Source organism: Sphingomonas elodea ATCC 31461, assembly GCF_000226955.1.
In the GTDB taxonomy this organism is placed as follows: domain Bacteria; phylum Pseudomonadota; class Alphaproteobacteria; order Sphingomonadales; family Sphingomonadaceae; genus Sphingomonas; species Sphingomonas elodea.
In genome coordinates this window covers 1-21,389 of record NZ_AGFU01000030.1, presented here as the reverse complement: position 1 = coordinate 21,389, position 21,389 = coordinate 1, and the positions used below count along the sequence as shown (strand labels likewise).

The following is a 21,389-nucleotide window of genomic DNA, read 5'->3' as shown; positions in this document are numbered from 1 at the left end:
CGGCATTCTGGTCGCAGCGATCCCGCTGCCCCAGCCGACGCGTCTCGCGTTCGAACTCCTCGGCGAACAGCCGGGCGTGGTCATCGGTCAGCAGATGCTCCTGGAGAATGGCCAGCGTTGCCGTCTCGAGCGGGCCCTTGCGCACCGAGATCCGGTTCCCGCAGGTGCCGCGCTCTTTCTGCGCGGCACAGCGATAATAGTCCTTCCCGCTGATCGTGTAGTTGGACCCGCAGCAGCTGCACCGGATGAGACCGGAAAGCAGGTGCTTCGCGCGGTTGCGTCCGGCAGGAGAGGCTGCCGATGACACCCTTTTGCGCTTTTTGATCTCCGCCTGAGCGGCCTCGAATGACGCATCATCGACGATGCGGAGATCGGGCACCGCAATCTCGACCCATTCCGATGGGTCCCGCAAGCGGTAGCGGCGTTCCCGCTTTTCGCTGTCAGGGGTTCGCCGCCAATGACGACGTCCCCAGACCAGCCGGCCGACATAGAGCAGATTGTTGAGGATCCCTACCAGCTTCGCGGGATCGCCGCGGATGGTCGATGCATTCCATTGACCGCCGCGCGGACCAGGCACGCCCTGCTCATTCAGCCGCTTGGCGATCTGGATCGAAGAGAGCCCCGACGCGAACCATTCGAAGCTCTGCCGGACGACAGCTGCCTGGCCTTCGTCGATCTCGATGAGGCCACGGATGCGCTCGCCGTCTGCGCCGAGCCGGATTACCCGCTTGTAGCCATAAACCCGGCCACCAGCGGTGCGGCCGGCGAGGACGGCGATCCCGTGCTCTCCCGCTATGAGCGCGTCTGCTTCGAGAAGGATCATGTAGAAGGCCAGCCACGTGCTGCGATCTTGGCCCCCGGCCATCCCCTTCTCGACGCGACCGTGGCCGTCACCCTCGATCGCGCCGGCGACGTTATGCGGCAGGGTGCGATCCTCGTCGATGAGACTGGGCGCGACGTCGATCCGAGCCGCTGCGCTCCGGCTGCCGCCATCGTAAATCTCGGCCAAGGCCAACAGCCGCCGTGCCTGGTTCGCGCTCTTCGTCCCCCGCGACAATCGTCGCAGCGCTGCACCGTCGAAATCTTCCCGCAAACGGATCGCTGAACCCATGGCGCCGCACTCCAAAGCCGCCGCGCCATAGATTCAGATTTTCGCCGACTTGGGAATCCCTCGTGAGTCAGAGGCCCCACAGCTTGGTATGAGGTCCGCGAGCGTGCGGTGCGGATGGTGCTGGATCACGGGGCCGACCATCCCTCTCGCTGGGCGGCTATTGTGTCGATCTCGGAGAAGATCGGCTGCGTTCCGCAGACGTTATTTGAGTGGGTGAAGAAGGCCGAGGTCGATAGCGGTAAGCGCGCCGGTGTCCCGACCGAGGTCGCCGACAAGGTGAAGGCGCTGGAACGCGAGGTCCGCGAGCTGCGGCAGGCCAACGAGATTCTACGCAAGGCGTCGGCATGTTTTGCGCAGGCGGAGCTCGACCGCCCGTTCCGACGATGATCGCGTTTATCGATGATCACCGCGATACCTATGGGGTCGAGCCGATCTGCCGCGTCCACCTATCACGAGCGTGTCGCTCAGCGTCAGGATCAGACGCGCTTGTCGGCACGGGCCCAGCTCGGTGTGGACCGGGAGCGGATCGCGCTGATGGGCGAAAGCGCGGGGGGCGGGCATGCCGCGATGCTTGCCATCGCCGCGCGCGATCGCGGGGAGGTTCCGCTGGTGCTACAGCTTTTGGTGTATCCGATGCTGGACGATCGTACCGGCAGTACGCGCATGCCGCCCGACCTGGTCGGCGCCATCGGCTGGACCCCTGCCCAGAACCGGTTCGGCTGGAGTTCCTTCCTTGGTGTCCCTGCAGGTTCGCCAAGCGTGCCCTATGGTTCCGTTCCCGCGCGGGTTGCGGATTTGCGAGGCCTGCCGCCGGCGTTCATTGGGGTGGGCTCGATCGATCTGTTCGTCGAAGAGGACATGGACTATGCGCGCAGGCTGATCGGCGCGGGGGTGTCGACCGATCTGCTGGTGGTACCGGGCGCCTATCACGGCTTTTACGGGGCGGTTCCGCAGGCGCCCGTCTCAATCCGGTTCGTCGCCGCGATGCACGACGCGCTCCGCCGTGCATTCAAGCGACCGGTATCGGTCTGAGCCAAACCGAGGGGCCGATCCGTGCCTGCGTGCGCTCCCTCTCGGGGAATGATCGCGCACGGAGTACGGCAAGCCAACCCGTTCCGGGAAGGGAGATACCGTCCCATGACTAGTAAAGTAATATATTTTTATTGACCGAGCGAGCGTCCGGACCGTAGCTGGCCGCCATGATCACTACGCCGGGACCGGCGTCGGATTGGGAGAGGCACCACCATGCATTTCGATGTGACCGGATCGGAACCGGCCGGCCAAGCGCAATACGCCCAGGCGTCTGGAGCGGTATGGATGTCTGCCATGGTGGCGGCGCTGGGCGGTGTGCTGTTCGGCTACGACTGGGTCGTGATCGGCGGCGCGAAGCCGTTCTACGAGGCGGCCTTCGGCCTGACCGCGCCGACCGATCAGGCCTGGGCGGTGAGCTGCGCGTTGATCGGCTGCCTCGCCGGGGCAATCGCCTCGGGTGGGCTCAGCGACCGGTTCGGTCGCCGTCCGGCGCTGCTGATCGCCGCCGTGATCTTCGCCGTTTCGTCGCTGGGCACTGCGTTCGCGGCATCCTTTCACGGTTTTGTACTTTGGCGCATCGCCGGCGGTGTCGCCATCGGCATGGCGTCCGGCCTCGCACCGCTGTACATCGCCGAGATCGCACCGCCGGCCGCGCGCGGGCGACTGGTGGTGCTGAACCAGATCGGCATCGTCGTCGGGCTCCTGGGTGCCCAGATCGTCAATCTGTTGATCGCGGAGCCCGTCATCGCCGGGGCGGCGCCGGCCGATATCGCGGCATCGTGGAACGGGACGACGGGCTGGCGCTGGATGTTCGCCGCGGCGGCCCTTCCGGCTATTGTGTTCCTGGTCGGTTGCCTGATGATCCCGGAAAGCCCCCGCTGGCTGTTCCAGCATGGTCGCAAGGCGCAGGCAAGGGCGGTGCTGGTGACATTCGGTGGAGAGGCCCATGCGGACGTGGCGCTGGAGCAGATTCGTGCCGCGCTGCAGGCGGGGCCGGGGCGCTCGCTTCGATCGGTGCTCGGGGAGGCACGGCTGCGACGGGTTCTGGGAATCGCGATCGTCCTTGCCGTCCTCCAGCAATGGTGCGGCATCAACGTGATCTTCAACTATGCCCAGGAGATCTTCGCATCCGCGGGCTATGCCGTGTCGGATACGCTGTTCAACATCGTCATCACCGGCGTCGTCAACATGGTCTTCACGCTCGTCGCGCTGGGCACGATCGAGCGGCTCGGTCGCCGGCGGCTGTTGCTGATCGGCTGTGCCGGACTGGCGGCGATCTATCTGGTCCTCGGCACCTGCTATCTGTACGGGCTGCAGGGCTGGCCGCTCCTCGCGCTGGTCGTTGCAGCCATCGCCCTTTACGCAATGACGCTGGCGCCCGTCACCTGGGTAGCGCTGTCCGAAATCCTGCCCGGTGAGGCGCGCGGAGCCAGCATGGCGGTCGCCACGACGGCCTTGTGGGCGGCGTGCTTCCTGCTCACCTATTCCTTTCCCCTGCTGAATGCGGCGGCGGGGACGGGGGTGACCTTCTGGCTCTATGCGTTCGTCTGTGCCGCCGGATTCGCGTTCATCTCGGCTAAGCTGCCCGAAACGAAGAACCGCACGCTCGAGGATATCGAACAGGGCTGGCGCTAAGCTGGGGCATGGCGCGGCAGCGGCGTGGTCCGACGCCGCTGCCTTGGGCGACCATCCGGTTCCCCCGACCGCGCGGATCGGGGATCCCCTGGTCAGGCGCCGCTGAGCGCGCGCAATTGGCGCGGGGTGACCTGCGCCTCCGGCCGGAACGCACCGCTTGCCATATAGGCTTCGAGGCTGGCGACGAGCTGGCGACTGACGGGGTCTTCGGCGTCCAGCCCGAAGCCGCAGACGATCGCGCGGCCCTTGCCGACCGCCACCTCGACGATCAGGCCCAGCGGACGCGCGGTGAACCAGTCGTCGATCACGCGCACGATCGGCTCAACGCCGGCGGGCAAAAGATCGAGCCGCAGCGCGCCGGCCCGATGCATCGGATACCACCATTGCCAGTTGCTGTGGGCCTCGGTCGGGAAATCGGCCAGCGCGGGATGCTTCGGATCGCAATAGACCCCCAGCGTGGTCGGGGCCTGCTGATTGGTCCAGAGCGTGCTCCAGAAGATGCTGGAGAAGCCCAGCTTGACCGGCCTTTCGGGATAGTTGGCGATCCTGTCCGGCGAAAGGCCGATGAGCACGCGCTCGCCGCGGTCGAGGCGGGCAAGCACGGCCTCGTCGATCCGATCGGCCCGGCTGATGCCGGCGGACGGGGCCGGGGTCGCCGACGGGTAGATCCAGAGATCCCAATCATTTTCCGCGATCGGCCGGCCGTTCTCGCGGACCGTCACGATCAACCGCGCTGCGGTCGCGCGCGTCGTGGTCAGCGGTGCCCGTGCGGTCAGCGACAGCGGGGCATTGCCGTTGGGCACGCGCTGTTCGGCGAAGCTCCCCTCGGCGATACGGCGGCCGCCGGCATCCTCGACCCGCCAGGCAATCTGTGCTGCCTGGATGGGCGCGGCAGAGAAGTTGGCGATGTCGAGAGAAAACTCGAGCTGCTCCTCCGAGCGAAAGACGCGGCGGGGCAGGCGGGCTAGCGGTACTACTGCACCGCAGAACCGGCGATATTCCTCGCCGGTTACATATCCCTTGTCGTCCCAGAAGGGATCGACCACGCCCACCAAGGCAGTGCCCTGGCCCGAGAAATCCTGCAGCCCGAGCAGCTGGAAGCCCCCCATGCGATGGGTGCGCAGCGCGCTCTCGATGTCCTCCTTGTAGCACATCACCTGCAGCCGGCCGGAGGCGTGGTGGAACTCCGGCGCAAGATCGTGCAGCCCGCTGGCGCGCAGCCGATCCTCGAAGATATCGAAGTTCCTGGCCTTCAGATGGCCGGTATATTTGCGCCGCTCCTCCAGGTTCGGATAGACGCACCATTGCCCCATCTCGTGGCTGATGACGGGGACGGCACGCTTGCCGATATAGTCCGCATAGTCGGTCCGCGTCTCGGGGGGCTTGGCGTTGATCCGGGACTTCAGCTCCTCGCCCCAGGCCTGGATTCGCGGATCGGGCGTGACGTGGAACTGGTTTTCGGGAAGCTGCGGCCAGCCCGATCCCGACGTCCACAGCCGCCGCGGATCGATGCCGCGATATTTGCGAACATAGTCGGCCAGCCAGGCGTCGCGGCGTGCTTCTCCCGCGCGGTCGCCACCGCCGGGTTCGTTGCCGTGGGTCATCAGGACGATGCAGGGGTGGTTGCCATGCTCTGCCAGGATGCGATCGGTTTCGGCATGGACCCAGGCATCGACCGGCTTGCCGCTGCCGATGACGGTCGACTGGTTGGCCCAGACCATTTCCACCTGCACATAGACGCCCGCCTCGTCCGCGGCATCGAGCGCAGCCTGGGGCGGGCAATAGCTGTGGAAGCGGATATGGTTCAGGCCATAGTCCTTGATCCGCCGCATGATGCGCCGCCACGGTGCGATCTCCGTCGGCGGGTGGCCCGTCAGCGGGAAGATGCTGCAGTCCAGCGCCCCGCGAAACATGATCGGGCGGCCGTTGAGCCTGAACCCGTCCGGCCCGCCGACAAGGTCGCGCCAGCCGAAACGGCCCTGCCAGTCCGCGCCATTCGCCAACCGCACGGTAACGTCGTGCAGCACGGGATCGAATTCGTCCCAGGGGCGGGCCGCGGGGTCTTCGGGATGGATCTGGAGCCGCGCCTCGAACCGGCCTTCTTTCCCCTGCCACGTCACCGGCATGCGCACGGTCCGGCCGCCAACGCGGAGGTCCGCCTGGCGGGGCGAGGGCGCATTCTCCAGGCGTCGTGCGATACCCCGCACGACGAGCGTGCGGTCGGCGAAGCGGGGCAGGATGTCGATACGGTCGATCCAGGCCGCCTCGCTCGCCCGCAGCTCGATGCGACCGGCGATGCCATTCCAGTTGCCCTGAGTGTGATCGGTGACACCATGGCCATTGTGACCGATGTCCACGATCATTCGATTGTCGACGCGGATCGTCAGCCGATGGCGGCCGGGCGCGAGCGCACCCAGGTCATACCGGTGCGGCACGTGCAGCGCCTCGCTCCGGCCGAAGGGCAGGTCGTCGATCCAGACACGGGTTTCCCAGTGCGCGCGTTCGAGGAAAAGCTCGATCCGCTTGCCGCGCCAGTCGGTGGGGATGTCGATGTCCCGCTGATACCAGGCAGCGCCGCGATACCAGCTATCGGGCTGTAGGAAAAACGGCACCTTCACCTGCCCGGCGACGCGGTAGGGCGCGTCCTCCGTGGCGGTGAACCAGCCCTTGTCGTTGATGTCCCCCGTCCAAGGCGTGTCGATCGCAACCGGATGACCGATCCGATGCTGCTCCAGGGTGCCGGGAAGGGGCAGCTTGTCCGCCAGTTCTGTCGCGTACCAGCGTGCCGCCTCTCCCTTGTCGTCCGGGTCGAGCGCGCGGCGCCAGACGGCAGCGAGATCATGTGCCTGCGCCGGTTGCGCGGCCATCGCCGCGCCTCCCGCCACCCCCAGAAACGGTGCCGCGGCGAGCGACTGGATCAGGCGGCGACGGGCAATGCCGCCACCTGCGTTTGACGCATCGTTCAAAAACTCTCTCCCTGCCCGCATGGTCTCCCATGCCAGTTAAGTATGATATTATTGGCCGTGGACGGGAAAGCAAGCGCGGTTTGGTGCCCTCCGGCAGGTTAGGCCGGCCGTCGCTTCGGTGGCGGCAAACGCCTGCGACCCGGCCGCCTAAGCTAGCGAGGCAGGCGACGGCGACCACCGGCCGTCATCCGGTTGCCGGTTCAGAAGCTGGAGCGCGGCTCATGGCCGCCTGCCGCCAGCAGCAGATCCAGCGCGCCTTCGATCAGATCGTGCATCAGTCGCGTCGCCTGGACCGGATCGCCCTCCATGATCGCGGTGGCGACCTTGCGGTGATTGATCGCGCTGGCCCGGGTGACGCCGGCATAGGCGTTTGTGCGGCGGATGCTGAAGCGCAGCGTGCTTTCCGTGAGGTCGCGAAACTGACGCATGAAGCGGTTGTTGCTTGCCTCCAGCACCGCGATGTGGAAGCCGATATCGGCTTCCAAGGGATCGTCCTCTCCCTTCTCGGCGGCAAACATCCGGTCGATCGCGGTGAGGATCTGGCGCCGTTGGGGGCCGCTGGCGCCGAGTGCGGCAAGGCCCGCCGCGCGCGGTTCGATCGACATGCGGATCTCGGTGAAGTCGATCAGCAGATCGATCGAAAATTCCCGCTCCAGCAGCCATTTGAGAACGTCGGGATCGAGCAGGTTCCAGCTCGCCTCGGGTTGCACCATGGTGCCGGCCTTCTGCCGCGGGCGCAGCAGGCCCTTGGCGGTCAGCATCTTCACCGCTTCGCGCACCACCGGCCTGCTGGCGTTATACTGCTGGCAGAGCTCCGCCTCGAAGGGGAAACCGGTGGCGCTGTTGAACCGTTCGGTCACGATGGCTCGGCCCAGATCGTGCACGATCCGCGCGGTTAGATTGCGGCCGGTCACTTTGTTTTCGGACCGGCCTTTCTGTTCTGCAACGTCATGCTCTTCGGCCATGGCGTTCGACTAGCCGATGGGGATGGCGAAGTCAGCAGGCGGCGGCTCAGCCGGCGAAGCGGGGCTGGGGCAGCCCCTGTACGCCGGGATCGATTTCGAAGAGGCAGCCTGCCAGCGGCTCCTCTGCCGCGTCGATCCTGGAGGACGTGACGAACATCCGGTCCAACGCCGGGCCAGCAAAGGTGCAACTGGTGATGTTGGTGGCGGGCAAGGCGATGGATCGGAGCAGCTTCCCCCCCGGAGAAAAGCGGGAGATGCGGCCGCCGCCCCAATGCGCGATCCAGATACAGCCCTCGGCATCGGTGGTCATGCCGTCGGGATACCCCCATGCGTCCTCGAACCGGAGCCATACCCGTTTGCCGGAAAGCGATCCGTCCGGCGCGAGATCCATCGCGTAGATCGTGCGGGCGGCGCTGTCGGTGTGATATAAAGTTTTGTTTTCCGGGCAGAAGGTGGGGCCGTTGGCGACTCCGTAGCCGTCGTCGAGCCGCTTCCAGCGAAGATCCGCGTCCAGGCGATACAATGCGCCGCTCGCCTGCTCGTCCTGATCGTCTTTCGACCCGGCCCAGATCCGGCCGGCGGCGTCGACCTTGGCATCGTTCAGGCGATTTTGCGGGCGTTCGGGTTCCGGGTTGCCGATCGGCCGGATCGCGCCGCTATCGATATCCAGAAAGGCGAAGCCGCTGCGAAAGCCCGCCACGAAATCATCGGCGGCGGCGCGCGGCAGAACCCAGCCGATCGGTTCCGGAACCGGAAGCGCGGTATGACGCCCGGAGTCGATGTCCACGGCATGCACCTGCCGCCCGACAATATCGACCCAGAGCAACGCCTGCCGCGCCTCGTCCCATAAGGGGCCTTCGCCCAGCATGTCCCGTTGCGCGCGCTCAATGACTCTGACCTGCAACGCCGTCTCACTTTCCTGAAAGGTGACCGACGGCAAAAATATGATATTTTGTTGACCCTTGTCGAGGGCGTCCTTTATTGTCCCCACGCCGACCGGGGAGCGTTCCACGGTGCGGACGAGCAGAGGGAGAGGATCGATGGCCGGATACCGGGAAAAGGGCGGGCGCGCGTGAACGGTGAGGCTCGGGACAGGATTTGCCGTATCGAAAGCTTCGCCGTGCTGCCGCGCTGGCTGTTTGTGCGCATCGAAACCGACCAGGGCGCGGTCGGCTGGGGTGAGGCGACGCTCGAGGGGCATGGCGAAGCGGTGCAAGGCGCGATCGATGCGGCGCGCGATAGGCTGATCGGCCACGACCCCGATCGGATTGAGGATGCCTGGCAGATGCTGCATCGCCTGGGCTTCTACCGGGGCGGTCCGGTGTTGCTCTCGGCAATCTCCGGCATCGATCAGGCGCTGTGGGACATCAAGGCCCGCAAGCTGGGCGTGCCGGTGTACCAGCTGCTCGGCGGCGCCGTCCGCGATCGCATTCCGGTTTATGCCTGGATCGGCGGGGATCGCCCGCACGATGTCGCCGCCGCCGCCGCCGCGCGCAAGGCGCAGGGCTTTACTGCCGTGAAGATGAACGCGACCGAAGAGATCGGCTGGCTCGACAGTCCGGCCGGTATCGAGGGGCTGGTGGAGCGGGTGGGGCTGGTACGCGATGCCGGCATCGACGTCGGTGTCGACTTCCACGGCCGCGTGCACAAGCCGATGGCGCGGCGCATGCTGCAGGCGATCGAGCCGCTGGGCCCCCTGTTCGCCGAGGAGGTGCTGCTGAGCGAGCATCCCGGCGCGATCGCCCAGCTGGCGCAGCACACCAGCATTCCGCTCGCGATGGGGGAACGCCTCTACAGCCGCTGGGACTTTCGCCCCTTCTTCGAAAGCAATGCGATCGATATCGCCCAGCCCGATCTCGCGCATGCCGGCGGCATTTCGGAATGCCGCCGGATCGCCGCGATGGCGGAGACCTATGACGTCGCGTTCGCGCCCCATTGCCCGATCGGCCCGCTGGGGCTGGCGGCATGCCTCCATGTCGCGGCGGCAACGCTCAATTTCGTGATCCAGGAAATGTCGCTCGGCATTCATTACAACGGCCCTTCGCAGGATCTTGCCTCGCTGATGAAGAATCCGGCGATGTTCGACGTTTCGAACGGTACCGTGGCCCTTCCGCAGGGGGCCGGCCTGGGCGTGGAGATTGACGAGGATGCGGTGCGCGAGATGGCGCGAACCCCGCACCGGTGGCGCAATCCCGCCTGGCGCGGACCGGACGGGGAATTGCGCGAATGGTGACCCGCGGCATTCTGATCACCGGCGGGCTCGGCGATATCGGTCTCGCCGTCGCGCATGCCTTCGCCGCGGAGGGTGCGAACCTTCTGCTGTTGGACTTGCGGGAGGATGATGGGCGTGTCGCTGCCGACCTGCAGGCAAGCGGGGCGGCGATGGTGCTCAGCCGTGCCGTCGATGTGGCGGACGAGTCGGCGCTGGCCGGAGCGGTGGCGCTGGCGGTCGAGCGGTTCGGGGCTCTCGACGTGATCGTCAACATCGCCGGCATGATGCTGTACAAACCGATCGCCGAACTGGCGGCGGCGGATTGGCGGCGCCTGCTCGACGTCAATCTGGTCGGTGCCGCGCTCCTGACGGGACACGGGCTGCGGGTGATGCGGCGCGGCGGCTGCATCGTCAACATCGCCTCGATCCATGCCCGTCGCACCTCGCCGCTGGTGGCGCCCTATGCGGCGGCGAAGGCGGCGCTGGTCAGCCTCACGCGGTCCGCGGCGATCGAGGGCAAGCCCCTCGGCATCCGCGTCAACGCGATCCTGCCCGGGGCCGTGGATACCGCGATGCTGCGTGCCAGCCCGAATATCCGGTCGGGCGCCGAGGTGGTCGATCCGGCCGATCTCGGCGTGCCGCAGGACATCGCGGCGATCACCCGATTCCTCGCCTCGGACGGTGCGAGCTTCATCACCGGGGAGGATATCGTGGCCGATGGCGGCCGGATGGGGCGGCTTTGACACCGGGTCGCCGCGACGGCCACCTCCTTCCAACTGTTCCTGCTGGCCAGTCGATCGGTATAGGCGCCGGGCACGATCATGGTCGGCAGGACGCCGAGGAACAGCCGTAGCGGCGGCGTGTCGGAGTCGACGAGCGCGAGGATCGCCGGGCCTGTCGCTTCGGGTTCGCCGAACAATTCGGGTGGCATCTGCGCCTGGCGGGCCTGCATCGCGTCCCGCACCGGTGCATGGGCTTGGATGGGCATGGCGTACAGGGCCGAATCTCCCGCCCAATCGATCTGGTAGGGCCGGGCTCGACCGGCGTCAGCCTAACCTTCGTTCCGGCAAGTTCCTGGGACAGGGCTTCGGAGAGGCCTTCGACGGCCCATTTCGAGGCGTGGTAAGCGCCCAGGCCGGGTAGGCCGCGCGCATCAGCCCAAGGCGCCGGGGAGGCCAACGGGGCTGCCTTGCTGGGTGCCGCCATCCCGAATGGGGAGCGCCTAGTCTTCGATGTAATGGTCCGTGGCGAAGGACCGTCCGGCGAAGGCCCGTCTGGCGGTCCAGTCGATCGGCGGGTCTACCCAGAAGGCATCGTCCGCGGGCAGGCCCAGCGCTAGCAGGCTTTCCGCCGCGATATACATGCTGCCGGCGTTGGAATAGACGTCCCCCAGCGCCGGCTGCGCCCCGGCAAAGCCGATCGTCAGATATCCCGCCGCATCGAAATTCGTCGGGTTTGAGAAGATTGCCCGTTGCGCGGCCATCGTCGCGGCGCGGACCTGGCCTGCGGGGAGGGGTGCCGGCAGCCGTTTGCGGAGCGCCAGCAGCGCCAGCGGCTGGAACACGGCGGTGCGATAGGTCAGCGATCGTCCGATCGGCGGGTAGCTGCCGTCCGGCCCGATCATCCGCTCGAGCTGCTCGGCATAACGCTGCATCCGCCGATAGGCTTGCTCGCGCAACGCCTCTGCCGGCTGGCCGGCGATGCGGCTGCCCGCTGCCGTCGCGACGTCGAGGACCTGGGTCAGCATCGGGTGGAGCACATAGGCGCCGTAGAAATCGAAATGGAAGCGCGGGCCATCGGCATACCAGCCGTCGCCGACATACCATTCGGTGACCTTGCGGACTGCCAGATCCACGCGCATCGGATCCCAGTCCTCGCCGATCGAGCGCAGGAAGGCTTCGTTCATCGCGGCGAACAGCAGCCAGTTCGTATAGGGTGGCGTGACCCGCCGGAGCTGCTTGATCTCGGCGACGACGCGGCGTTTGGTCGTGACGTCCAGCGGCTCCCAGAGCTGCTTGGGCGCGCGAAGCAGGGCTTGCGTGAAGAAGGCGGAATCGACCAGTGGCTGGCCTTCGCGCCGCCATAGCAGATAGTCGGGACTAGCGGGGTCGACCGCATGGGCGAGGCTGGCCAATGCCTTTTGCTGCAGATCCTTGCGGCGCAATCCCTCCCCGGTGCCGTCTTCGGGAAGGGCGAGCCAGGGTGCTATTCCCGACAGCAGCCGTCCGAACGCTTCCAGATAGGCAACCTTGGGATTGCGGCCGTCCCAACTGGGGCTGAGCGCCGGCTGGAACGTTTTCTGCAACCTCCCTTGCGACATGGGGCCGAGGATGGGCGCGGCCATCTTCGTCAGCAGTTCGACCATGTAGCGGCGATCGGCGGCGCCGGAGGGCGCGGCACGGTGCACCTGCGTGTTGCCGGCGGCGGTGCCTGCGACCGCGCCGGCGCCGGCGGCTGCGGCCAGGAAGTGGCGGCGTTCCATGCGAAGCTCCCTCGGCCGTTCAGCGCGGCGGCGTGAAGTCGAGCGGCTGGGCGGCGGCATAGCGGTCCCAGGCGGCACGCGTCCGAAAGCCGCCTTGGCCCAGGCTCCAGGCCGAACCCGAATAATAGACGAAGGGCTTGCCGGGCTCGGCCCGCAGCAGGACGAGATAATTGTCGGCATCCTGCCGGATATCGACGATGCGTGCCGGATCGACGCGGATCGCCACCGCCATGCGGCCATGGTCCGAACTGCCCGGGCCCCACCACGAAAGCAGTCCCCGCGCCCGATCCACCGTCAGCTCGCCGCCGTCGCCGGTGGGGCGCTTGCCGATGCCGATGCCGACGGTCAGTATCCCTTGCCGATCCGAGTGGAGGGTGGAGACCATGCGGGTGAAATGCGTACCGAGCGGGAGCGTGAAGCGGCGCGTTTCCCAGACCTTGCGCACCACGTCGACCGGCCAGGGGGCGTAGTCCACCGCGAAGTCGGCCGTATCCGGTCCGTTCCTGAAAATCCGGTGGCGGCGATAGTTGCGCGAGGTCCACAGCTTGTTGTCGTACCAGATTCCCAGTCCGCCCGCGCCGCGCCCGGTGCCGACATGATAGAAGTCCAGGCCTTCGCCATGATAGCCGTGCTGGTCCCCGGCACGCAGCTGCCGGTCCATATAGGGCCACGGCACATTCTTGCCCCAGCTGTCGATGCCGGAGCCCGACGGGGGCTCGTCCGCCTCCAGTGCGCGCGCATAGATGCGATGCGCGGTCTTGTCGTTCTCCCACAGAAGATCGTCATGGCGATAGCCGGCGATCATCACGGCAGCGCGGGGCGTGCGGTCGGGCGCCGGCGGCAGCGGCTGCACCACGGGCGGCAGGCGTTCGGGGGACGGCAGGTCCTGCGACAGCGCCGGCCCGGCGATAGCGAGGCCCAATGCGGCGAGGAGCATGCGCGGCTTCCCCGACGCGGACCGTGTATCGATCGTCCTGGGGCCACGCGCAAGTGATCGCATAACTTCCTCCCCCTATCCTCCCATCCGGATCGACTGGCCGGTGGAGCGGTGATAGATCATGGAGTACGCATCGGAGATTAGTATGACAAGTAGGGATGACGCCCAGGCTGCCCGAGCCTCGTCGGGGGACGGGGAGGGCGCGCGGACCGGATCGCTGACCAAGGATCTGTTTGCCAAGCTGGAAGCGCAGATCCTTTCCGGGGCATTGCCTGCCGGTGCGCGGTTGCCGTCGCAGAAGGAAATCGCGCTGTCGGAGCGCGTCAGTCGCACCGTGGTGCGCGAAGCGGTGGCGCGGCTGACGGCGCACGGGCTCACCGTGTCTCGCCAGGGGGCGGGGGTGTTCGTCGCGGAAACCGCGGAATATCGCGCCTTTCAGATCACCCGTGACGAAATTCAGGAACTGGCCGACGTCATCAAGCTGCTCGAGATCCGCATGGCCGTGGAAACCGAGATGGCGGGACTGGCAGCGGCGCGGCGCACGACCGCCGACATCGGCGCGATCCAGGATGCGCTTGCCGAAATGGCGGCGGTTGCGGCGGATCCGGCGGCGGCGGCGCGGGCTGATGCCGCGTTCCACCTGGCGATCGCGCGTGCCACCCAGAACGAATATTATCCTCGGTTCGTCGAATTCCTCGGCCTTCGCCTGGTTCCATCGCGCACCCTCTACCTTGGCGACAAGCCGCGCGAGGCGCATCAATCCTATGCGGCCAAGGTGCTCAGCGAGCATGAGGCGATCGTCGATGCGATCATCCGCATGGATTCCGTGCGCGCGCGCGACGCGGCCCGCCGGCACATGCACGAAAGCCTGACGCGCCACTCCACCCTGAGCGCCAGCCTGCGGACTCGCAAAGCCGACTCGGTCTGAGCGCCAGACTCCAACCTGTCATATAATATCAGGCGCCGCCCCTTGGTTGCGCGGCGCGCTTTTTGCCATCCTCTCCCTCTGAAACGCCCATGTAGCGAACGCTGCGATTGACCTCTGCGCGGAAAGTTGTCATACAAGCTGCGCACGCACGGCAAGGTCGTGAACGTGAAGAGGAGAGAGGAATGGGGAGATCGGAACTCGCGTCAGCGGTTTCTGCCGGCGCGCTCATCTGCAGTCTGGCCGCAGCACCTTCCTACGCACAGGAAGCGGTGCGCGCGGCCGATCCAGCCCAGCCCGGCCAGCCCCAGAGCGCGGCCGGGCAGGATGCGACGACGGAGGAGGAGATCGTCGTCACCGGCTTCCGCAGCAGCCTGGCGCAGGCGGTTCAGCTGAAACGCAACGAGATCGGCTTCCGCGACTCGATCGTGGCCGAGGACATCGGCAAGTTCCCGGAAGCGAACGTCGCCGATTCCATGCAGCGTATTCCAGGTGTCATCCTTTCGCGGGACGGTGGCGCCGGTACCAACGAGGGGCAGCGCGTCGAAATCCGCGGTCTTGGTGCCGATTTCGTGGTGACCACGCTGAACGGCGCACCGGTCCGCACGACCTCCGCCGGCAGCGTCGGCAGCTCCAGCCGGGCCTTCAACTACGACGTGTTCCCGTCCGAATTGTTCGGCCGCGTCGACGTATACAAGTCGCCGCTCGCGCATCTGGAGGAGGGCGGCATCGGCGGTAATGTCGATCTGCAGACGCCGCGTCCGTTCGACAGCCCCGGGCGCGTGATCCGCTATACCGCCCAGTACAATTACAACACCCAGTCCAAGGCATGGCGTCCGCGCGGATCGGTCGTGCTCAGCGATACCTGGGGCAATTTCGGTGCGCTGTTCGGTGTCGCCTATGCAAAGACGGTCAACGAGCGCTCGGGCTTCCAGTCGACCGGCGGCTACAATTCCTCGGCGCTGGGTCGCCGCCCATATTACGCGACGGCTGCCAATCCGGTGCCGGCCAACACGAGCGGCCCGTTCCAGTTCGAACTGAACCTCAACAGCCCGCTGGCGAATTTCGGCAATCTCAGCCGCACGCAGATCGAGAACGCCCTGCTGCCGCGCTTCTACCGCGTCTACACCTCGAACACCGAACGGGAGCGCCTGGGATTTGTCGGCTCGCTGCAATACAAGGGCAGCCGGTTCGAGGCGAGCGTGGATGGCATCTATTCGAAGCTGACCGACCAGATGGACGAGTTCACCTTCGGCGTACCCGTTCGCAGCACCCGGACGGCACCCGGCACGACGGATTTGCCCGGCCGGGGCAGCAATGCCGGCATCATTCCGCTCGACGTGAAGATCGACCCGTACAACAATCTCTACGGCCGGTTCGGCAACACGAGCCTGCTGACCGAAAGCTTCTTTCGCGACTTCAGAACCGAGTACAAATATGGCGTTGCCCGCGCCGTGTATGACGTCAGCGACGCCTTGAAGCTTTCCGCACAGGCGGCGATCAGCAAGAGCGATGCCTGGCAGTCGGGCAACCGCATCGTCTCCAACATCTACGGTATCGAGACGACCTACGATCCCACCGTCAGCGTCAGCTATCCGACGATCACTTCCCCGGTGAATTTCACCGACACGACCCTGTATCGCGACCCGTCGCTGGGCTTCGGGCTGCAGCGCGAGATCGATGAAGTGAAGAGCGTGCGCGGTGCCGTCGAATGGACGGTGGTGGACACCGGCGACAGCAGCATCGCGTTCAATCTCGGCGGCAGCTATGTCTCGAGCACCAAGGAGCGTACGTCCCAGGACGGCTCGGCGCTCGGCCGGGCGCGGGCGTTGCCCAATGGGGGCACCTTCGCCTCCAATCCGACGGGGGTGTTCCAGTACATGGATCCCTTCCTCCAATATGGCACGCTCGCGAACGGTGGAAATTCCGGCTACCCGTCCAACTTCGCGACCTTCTCGCGGTCCTTCGTCATGGACACGCTTGCGGCCAATGCGTCGAACCGCGCCGCTCCGCAGCAGCTGAACGCGACCTACCAGGCCGAGGAGCTGGTGAAGTCCGCCTTCTTCGAGACGAACTTCAAGCTGCCCATCGCCGGCCACGCGCTTCGCGGCAATGTCGGCATCCGCTATTCGGATACGCGTACGGATATCGACAACTACACCAATGCCGGCGGCACCTTCACCCCCACCAATCGCAAGGGCGGGTACGAGAACTTCCTGCCGTCGATGAGCCTGGCGTTCGACCTGACGCCGAAGCTGGTGCTGCGCGGTGCGATGGGGCAGACGCTGACGCGCGCGGCGCTGAACGACATCGCCGGCAGCATCGTCGTCCCCAACGTGTTCAACGCCGCCGTCACGGTGGGCAATCCGAATCTGCGGCCGCAGATCGCCACTACCTATGATGCTGCGCTCGAATGGTATTTCGCGCCGGGCGGCCTGCTGAGCCTGGGGCTGTTCAAGAAGGACATCGTCGATCGCCCGACGGCGGTGATCGAGGACATTCCGTTCGCGCAGGCCGGCCTGGATGCCAGCTTCTTCAGCTGCGCCGCCTTTGGCGGGCCCACCACGCCCTGTACGCTGGCCCAGATCAATGCGCTGACCAATGGCAACCCGCTGATCCGCCGAACGATCGTGCAGAACGCCGAGAGCCTGCAGCTTAAGGGGCTGGAGATCGCCTATCAGCAGAATTTCACCTTCCTGCCGGCGCCGTTCGACGGATTGGGCCTGACCAGCAGTTTCACGGTGATCGATCAGAACCAGAAGGGCCTAGACTTCAATTTCGTCCTGACCAACGGCGACGTCATCCAGCTGCAGACGGTTCCCGATTATACCTACAGCATCACCGGTTTCTACGAGAAGGGACCGTTTTCGCTGCGGGGCTCGTACAACTATCGCGCGAAGACCGGCAGCGCGCAGCGGAACAGCGGCAACAACGAGATCAGCTATTTCGCGCCGCAGGGGTATCTCGATGCCACCATATCCTACAAGATCAACGATCTGGTGGAGCTGCGCGTCGATGCGCTGAACATCACCAACGAAAATGTGTTCAACTATTTCGAGAACCCGCAACAGCCGAACGGGCGCATCCACCGCGACAATTCCTATTTCAACGGCAGGACCATCGCCGTCGGCATCCGCGGTCGGTTCTGAGAAGGATGGGGGACATGCGGCACGGCTGCCTGTTCCCCTTGGTGCAGGGGGCGGCGGCGGTTGCCGTGGCAGATACGTCCTCGTCCCCGCCCGCGGGCAATGCGGCGCTCGCTGCGCCATGATCTGGAGACGGATGACATGAAGTATCTCGCCTTGGTATCGCTGTTGCTCGTTGCTCCATCCGGTCCGGTGCACGCGCAGGGCAGAGCAGCGGCGAGGCCCGCCGCCACCCCGATCGAGGTCGCGACGCGGCTTGCGGATTGGCAGCTCGGCCAGATGCACGGCGGCACCGTTTCCCGCGCGACCGGCGAGACCCGCAATCCTCGCGCCTGGGAACAGGCGGCCTTCTGGGTGGGGATGACGGCGCTCGCCGATGCGGGTGGGCCGCCCCGCATCCGCCAGGCCATCCTAGACATGGGCGCGGCCAATCGCTGGCTGCCGGGCGACAAGCCCTATTTCGCGGACGATCACGCGATCACCCAGGCCTATCTGTGGGCCGCGCGCAACGGCGCCGGCGAGGGCGCCCGCGCGCCGACCAAGCGCACCTTCGATCGCGTCGTGAACGAACCCGCCGTCGTATCGCTCGCCTTCCACGTCCCGCCGGAAGGCTATGGCGCGGCGGAATGCCTGTCGCGCTGGTGCTGGTGCGATGCGCTGTTCATGGCGCCCGCCGCGCTGGCGGAGCTCTCGTTGCAGACCGGCGATGCGCGGTACCGCGATTTTGCGATGCATGAATTCTGGGCCACCACCGATTTCCTGTACGACCCGGCGCAGCGCCTCTTCTATCGCGACAGCCGCTTCTTCGAACGGCGGGACGGCCAGGGGCGGAAGGAATTCTGGAGCCGCGGCAATGGCTGGGTGTTCGCCGGCATGGCGCGCATCATCCCGCTGCTGCCCAGGCACAGTGCCGATCGCGTGCGGATGGAGGCCCTGTTCCAGCAGATGGCCGGCCGGCTCAAGGATCTGCAGAAACCCGATGGCTATTGGTCGCCCTCGCTGCTCGCGCCCGAGGGGGCGCCGCCGGAATCGAGTGGTACCGGGTTCTTCACCTATGGGCTGGCATGGGGGATCAACGCCGGGTTGCTGCCGCGCGCCGACTATGAACCGGCCGTACGCCGTGGCTGGGCTGCGCTGCAACGGGCGATCCAGCCCGACGGGCGGCTCGGCTATGTCCAGCAGGTGAGCGACCGACCCGACAAGGTGGCCCCGGGCGACACGCAATATTACGGCGTCGGCGCCTTTCTGCTCGCGGCGACCCAGCTATCCGCGCTCGATGCGCCCAACCGCTGAACGAGGGGCCACGCGTGTTCGCAAAGACCTACTACGCCACCCATCCGGACATGATGGCGGGCGCGTCCAACCAGGCGCTGCGGGATCGATATCTGGTGAGCGAGCTGTTCCGGACCGGAGAGATCGTCCTGGCCTATTCGCATGGCGAGCGCTTCATCCTCGGTGGCGCGGTGCCGGTGGGCAAGCCGCTCGCGCTTCCGAACCAGGCCGAACCCGCCAGCGCGGCCGGACACCCGCTGCTGGAGCGCCGCGAGCTGGGCGTGATCAATATCGGCGCGGAAGAGGGCATCGTGTGCGTCGATGGCGAAGCGATCGCGCTGGCTAGATACGAAGCGCTGTACGTGCCGATGGGATCGCGCGACGTGACCTTCGCTGGCGACGGCGCGCGGTTCTACCTGCTGTCGGTTCCCGCGCACGCCGCATTCCCGCTCCGCAAGATCACGGCCGCCGAGAGCGAGCCGATGCAGCGCGGCAGCCTGGTGACATCCAACCAGCGTACGATCTATCCGCTGATCCTGCCGCATACATGCCAGAGCGCCTCGCTGTGCCTTGGCCTCACCCGGCTCGAGCCCGGCAGTGTGTGGAACACCATGCCGCCGCACGTCCATGAACGCCGTTCCGAGATCTATCTCTATTTCGACCTGCCGGAGCAGGAGCGCGTGTTCCACTATATGGGCGAGCCGGAAGACCTGCGCCATATCGTGATGCGCAACGAAGAGGCGGTATTGTCGCCGCCCTGGTCGGTGCACATGGGCGCCGGCACCACCGCCTACAGCTTCGTGTGGGCGATGGCGGGCGAGAATCTCGACTATCACGACATGGCCGTGGTCGATGTGTGCCAGCTGCGCTGAACCGCGCCGCGACGTGGGTGCGGACCTCAGGCGAGAACTTGTTCGTCATCGACCCTTCCTCTCAGGAGTTGGGGCCTCCGACAAACCCGGCTCGGTTCACGTTAAGCGATCGTTGAAGGCGCAAGCCCATCCGCTGGTTGACGTAACGCCGCCTCTACAGCGAGGCGTAGCGTGCCGCGTGCAATCTGATCAGGGCTGCTTCCTGCCGGCTCAAATGGGTCGATCAGATGTTTGTTGCGGAGCGAAGCGAAGCCGTAGACCGTGGACCACAAGGATAGCAGCCGCAGCGTGCGGGCTTCTTCGGTAAGCGACGGCAGCGCCCATTCCAACTGCGCTTGCAGCGCCGAACGACCCGCATGCTGGTGCTCTAGCAGCATCGGATCGGGGGTGGGGCTGGTCAGTTCGCTTTCGTACATCAACTCCAGCAGCCGCGGATTGGCCTGGGCGAAGTCAATGAACGAGAGGCACAGCGCCAGCAGCTTGTCCTTGGCTGTCGCATTGGAGGAGGCGGCGTGCGCGGCTGCCGCGCCAAGCGCCTCATAGCCGTGCAATGCGATCGCCAGCAGCAGCGCACGACGGTCCTTGAAATGGTGGTAGGGCGCGCCCGGCGATACGCCGACCGCCTGTGCCAGCGTGCGGACCGACAGGCCATGATGGCCATGGTCGCGCACATGGGACAGCGCCGCCTCGAGCAGTTCGCGGCGCAGATCTTCGCGATGATAGGGCCGCCGCTCGGCGGGCTCGGCAGACATGGCTTCAGCAACCTCCAGGGCCGCCTTACGCACTGCGCCGCCGCTTGCCAATGATCTAATCGGTGATTAGACGCCAATCTAATCACGAATCAGATTGGCGTCGCGGCAGTCGTTCGCGGACGGGAAGAAGAGCAGGCTGATGGCAGCAGGTCGCATTGCAGTGATCGGCGCGGGTCCGGGCGGCATGGCGGCCGCGCTGGCGGCGATCCGCGTCGGGTTCGACGTGACGCTTTATGAGCGCGCGGCGGAGGTGAAAGCGGCCGGCAACATCCTGAACCTGTGGCCGCCGCCCCAGAAGGTCCTCAAGCTGATCGGCGTCGATACCGAGGATCTTGGCGCGCCGTGCCAGGTCTTCTTCCGCAACGCCAAGGGCAAGAACCGCGCGGTGGTGAACCTGCCCGAGGCGGTGGTGCGCGAATATGGCGGCGGCTTCATAGGCCTGCTGCGCTGGGGCTTGTATCAGCGGATGCTCGCGGCGCTGCCGCCCGGCGTCTTGAAGCTGGGGCACGAACTGCGCGACATGCGCGATATCGGCGATTCGGTGCGGCTTACCTTCGCCAACGGTGCCACGGCCGAAGCGGATGTGGTGATCGGCGCCGACGGCCTGCGATCCATGGTGCGTACGCAGCTCTGGGGCGAGCAGCCGATCCGGCACCAGCGGCTCCATTTGGTGGGCGGCTATCTGTTCCTGGACGAAGTGCCGGACGGGATCGGCGTGCTCTCGCACAACCGCACCACGCAGGTGAGCTACACGCCGATCCGTCATGAAGGAAAGTCGGGCTATGAATGGTGGGTGCTGGAGGCGTGCGCCCCCGATGCGCCGCCGCCGGCCGACGTTATCGGCTTCTGCCGCACGCGGGCGGCGGGATTCCCGGCCAAGGTACAGGAACTTATCGCTGCCACGCCGGCGGCGCATATGCAGCGTTGGGAGATCCGCGACCGGCCGCCGCTGCTACAATGGTCGAAGGGGCGGGTGACGCTGGTCGGCGATGCCGCGCACCCGACCTCGCCCTACGCCGCCTATGGCGCGGGTATGTCGATCGAGGACGGCTATTTCCTGGCGCGGGAGCTGGCGGCGGGCG

General features: G+C 66.3%; 17 protein-coding genes, 1 pseudogene and 1 other annotated feature. Of the genes and pseudogenes, 10 read left to right on the top strand and 8 right to left on the bottom strand.

The window, feature by feature from the left end:
- A partial coding sequence (locus KK7_RS20495; protein WP_193378012.1) for a recombinase family protein occupies window positions 1–1,111 on the bottom strand: 1,111 nt, incomplete at its 3' end.
- A 114-nt stretch (window positions 1,112–1,225) separates the two neighbouring features.
- Between KK7_RS20495 and KK7_RS23740 the strand changes: the two are divergent.
- From KK7_RS23740 to KK7_RS0110160, 3 genes and pseudogenes are all read left to right on the top strand, one after another.
- Window positions 1,226–1,554: pseudogene (locus KK7_RS23740) on the top strand (transposase); the annotation flags it as partial.
- Window positions 1,453–1,579 (top strand) — a sequence feature (AL1L pseudoknot). It overlaps the preceding pseudogene by 102 nt.
- Window positions 1,511–2,143 (top strand): alpha/beta hydrolase fold domain-containing protein, encoded by a 633-nt coding sequence (locus KK7_RS20490; RefSeq protein ID WP_083836074.1) that lies wholly within the window; start codon window positions 1,511–1,513, stop codon window positions 2,141–2,143. Its footprint overlaps the feature before it by 69 nt. The pseudogene KK7_RS23740 and the gene KK7_RS20490, both read left to right, overlap by 44 nt.
- Before the next feature lie 213 nt (window positions 2,144–2,356).
- Window positions 2,357–3,778, top strand: coding sequence for a sugar porter family MFS transporter (locus KK7_RS0110160; protein ID WP_010544540.1), 1,422 nt, complete (start codon window positions 2,357–2,359; stop codon window positions 3,776–3,778).
- Between the two features lie 92 nt (window positions 3,779–3,870).
- Here the strand turns inward: KK7_RS0110160 and KK7_RS0110155 are convergent, their stop codons facing one another.
- The 3 genes from KK7_RS0110155 to KK7_RS0110145 form a co-directional block, all read right to left on the bottom strand.
- Entirely contained in the window at window positions 3,871–6,744 is a 2,874-nt protein-coding gene (locus tag KK7_RS0110155; RefSeq protein WP_010544539.1) for a glycoside hydrolase family 2 protein, read from the bottom strand.
- A 200-nt stretch (window positions 6,745–6,944) separates the two neighbouring features.
- On the bottom strand, window positions 6,945–7,709 hold the full coding sequence (locus tag KK7_RS0110150) for a FadR/GntR family transcriptional regulator (protein ID WP_010544538.1): 765 nt from the start codon (window positions 7,707–7,709) through the stop codon (window positions 6,945–6,947).
- 46 nt (window positions 7,710–7,755) lie between these two features.
- A complete protein-coding gene (locus KK7_RS0110145) occupies window positions 7,756–8,577 on the bottom strand; it encodes an SMP-30/gluconolactonase/LRE family protein (RefSeq protein ID WP_010544537.1) in 822 nt (273 codons plus the stop codon).
- Window positions 8,578–8,781: 204 nt separating this feature from the next.
- On the opposite strand from KK7_RS0110145, the gene dgoD reads away from it, so the two are divergent.
- Window positions 8,782–9,942 carry a galactonate dehydratase gene (dgoD, locus tag KK7_RS0110140; RefSeq protein ID WP_040598307.1) on the top strand — a complete coding sequence of 387 codons (1,161 nt, stop codon included), beginning with the start codon at window positions 8,782–8,784 and terminating at the stop codon, window positions 9,940–9,942.
- Entirely contained in the window at window positions 9,936–10,664 is a 729-nt protein-coding gene (locus tag KK7_RS0110135; protein ID WP_010544535.1) for an SDR family NAD(P)-dependent oxidoreductase, read from the top strand. The genes dgoD and KK7_RS0110135 overlap by 7 nt, the downstream gene beginning before the upstream one ends.
- A gap of 76 nt (window positions 10,665–10,740) precedes the next feature.
- Here KK7_RS0110135 and KK7_RS23735 read toward each other — a convergent pair whose 3' ends face one another.
- The 3 genes from KK7_RS23735 to KK7_RS0110125 are packed head-to-tail and all read right to left on the bottom strand — an operon-like array spanning window position 10,741 to window position 13,340.
- The gene (locus tag KK7_RS23735; RefSeq protein WP_100207563.1) at window positions 10,741–11,127 is read right to left on the bottom strand and encodes an SDR family NAD(P)-dependent oxidoreductase; all 387 of its coding nucleotides are present in this window, start codon (window positions 11,125–11,127) and stop codon (window positions 10,741–10,743) included.
- A 16-nt stretch (window positions 11,128–11,143) separates the two neighbouring features.
- On the bottom strand, window positions 11,144–12,403 hold the full coding sequence (locus KK7_RS0110130; RefSeq protein ID WP_010544534.1) for a DUF2264 domain-containing protein: 1,260 nt from the start codon (window positions 12,401–12,403) through the stop codon (window positions 11,144–11,146).
- Window positions 12,404–12,422: 19 nt separating this feature from the next.
- Window positions 12,423–13,340: a DUF4861 family protein gene (locus KK7_RS0110125; RefSeq protein WP_010544533.1), complete on the bottom strand. Its 918-nt coding sequence runs from the start codon at window positions 13,338–13,340 to the stop codon at window positions 12,423–12,425.
- A gap of 145 nt (window positions 13,341–13,485) precedes the next feature.
- Between KK7_RS0110125 and KK7_RS0110120 the strand changes: the two genes are divergently transcribed.
- The 4 genes from KK7_RS0110120 (at window position 13,486) to kduI (ending at window position 19,555) form a co-directional block, all read left to right on the top strand.
- A complete protein-coding gene (locus KK7_RS0110120; protein ID WP_010544532.1) occupies window positions 13,486–14,268 on the top strand; it encodes a FadR/GntR family transcriptional regulator in 783 nt (260 codons plus the stop codon).
- Between the two features lie 182 nt (window positions 14,269–14,450).
- Complete coding sequence (locus KK7_RS0110115) at window positions 14,451–17,414, top strand: TonB-dependent receptor (RefSeq protein ID WP_029623161.1); 2,964 nt, start codon at window positions 14,451–14,453, stop codon at window positions 17,412–17,414.
- A 138-nt stretch (window positions 17,415–17,552) separates the two neighbouring features.
- The gene (locus tag KK7_RS0110110; protein WP_010544530.1) at window positions 17,553–18,704 is read left to right on the top strand and encodes a glycoside hydrolase family 88/105 protein; all 1,152 of its coding nucleotides are present in this window, start codon (window positions 17,553–17,555) and stop codon (window positions 18,702–18,704) included.
- Window positions 18,705–18,718: 14 nt separating this feature from the next.
- On the top strand, window positions 18,719–19,555 hold the full coding sequence (gene kduI, locus KK7_RS0110105) for a 5-dehydro-4-deoxy-D-glucuronate isomerase (protein ID WP_010544529.1): 837 nt from the start codon (window positions 18,719–18,721) through the stop codon (window positions 19,553–19,555).
- Between the two features lie 101 nt (window positions 19,556–19,656).
- Here the strand turns inward: kduI and KK7_RS20485 are convergent, their stop codons facing one another.
- Window positions 19,657–20,340, bottom strand: a complete 684-nt coding sequence (locus KK7_RS20485) for a TetR/AcrR family transcriptional regulator (RefSeq protein WP_237709183.1) — start codon at window positions 20,338–20,340, stop codon at window positions 19,657–19,659.
- A 106-nt stretch (window positions 20,341–20,446) separates the two neighbouring features.
- On the opposite strand from KK7_RS20485, the gene KK7_RS0110095 reads away from it, so the two are divergent.
- Window positions 20,447–21,389: FAD-dependent oxidoreductase (locus tag KK7_RS0110095; RefSeq protein WP_010544527.1), on the top strand; the 943-nt coding region annotated here is incomplete at its 3' end.

Coding starts and splice junctions, on each gene's coding strand:
- KK7_RS20490 (WP_083836074.1), top strand. CDS start 1,511: ATGATCACCGCGATACCTATGGGGTCGAGCCGATCTGCCGCGTCCACC.
- KK7_RS0110160 (WP_010544540.1), top strand. CDS start 2,357: ATGCATTTCGATGTGACCGGATCGGAACCGGCCGGCCAAGCGCAATAC.
- KK7_RS0110150 (WP_010544538.1), bottom strand. CDS start 7,709: ATGGCCGAAGAGCATGACGTTGCAGAACAGAAAGGCCGGTCCGAAAAC.
- KK7_RS0110145 (WP_010544537.1), bottom strand. CDS start 8,577: ATGCTGGGCGAAGGCCCCTTATGGGACGAGGCGCGGCAGGCGTTGCTC.
- KK7_RS0110135 (WP_010544535.1), top strand. CDS start 9,936: ATGGTGACCCGCGGCATTCTGATCACCGGCGGGCTCGGCGATATCGGT.
- KK7_RS23735 (WP_100207563.1), bottom strand. CDS start 11,127: ATGGCGGCACCCAGCAAGGCAGCCCCGTTGGCCTCCCCGGCGCCTTGG.
- KK7_RS0110130 (WP_010544534.1), bottom strand. CDS start 12,403: ATGGAACGCCGCCACTTCCTGGCCGCAGCCGCCGGCGCCGGCGCGGTC.
- KK7_RS0110125 (WP_010544533.1), bottom strand. CDS start 13,340: ATGCTCCTCGCCGCATTGGGCCTCGCTATCGCCGGGCCGGCGCTGTCG.
- KK7_RS0110120 (WP_010544532.1), top strand. CDS start 13,486: ATGACAAGTAGGGATGACGCCCAGGCTGCCCGAGCCTCGTCGGGGGAC.
- KK7_RS0110115 (WP_029623161.1), top strand. CDS start 14,451: ATGGGGAGATCGGAACTCGCGTCAGCGGTTTCTGCCGGCGCGCTCATC.
- KK7_RS0110110 (WP_010544530.1), top strand. CDS start 17,553: ATGAAGTATCTCGCCTTGGTATCGCTGTTGCTCGTTGCTCCATCCGGT.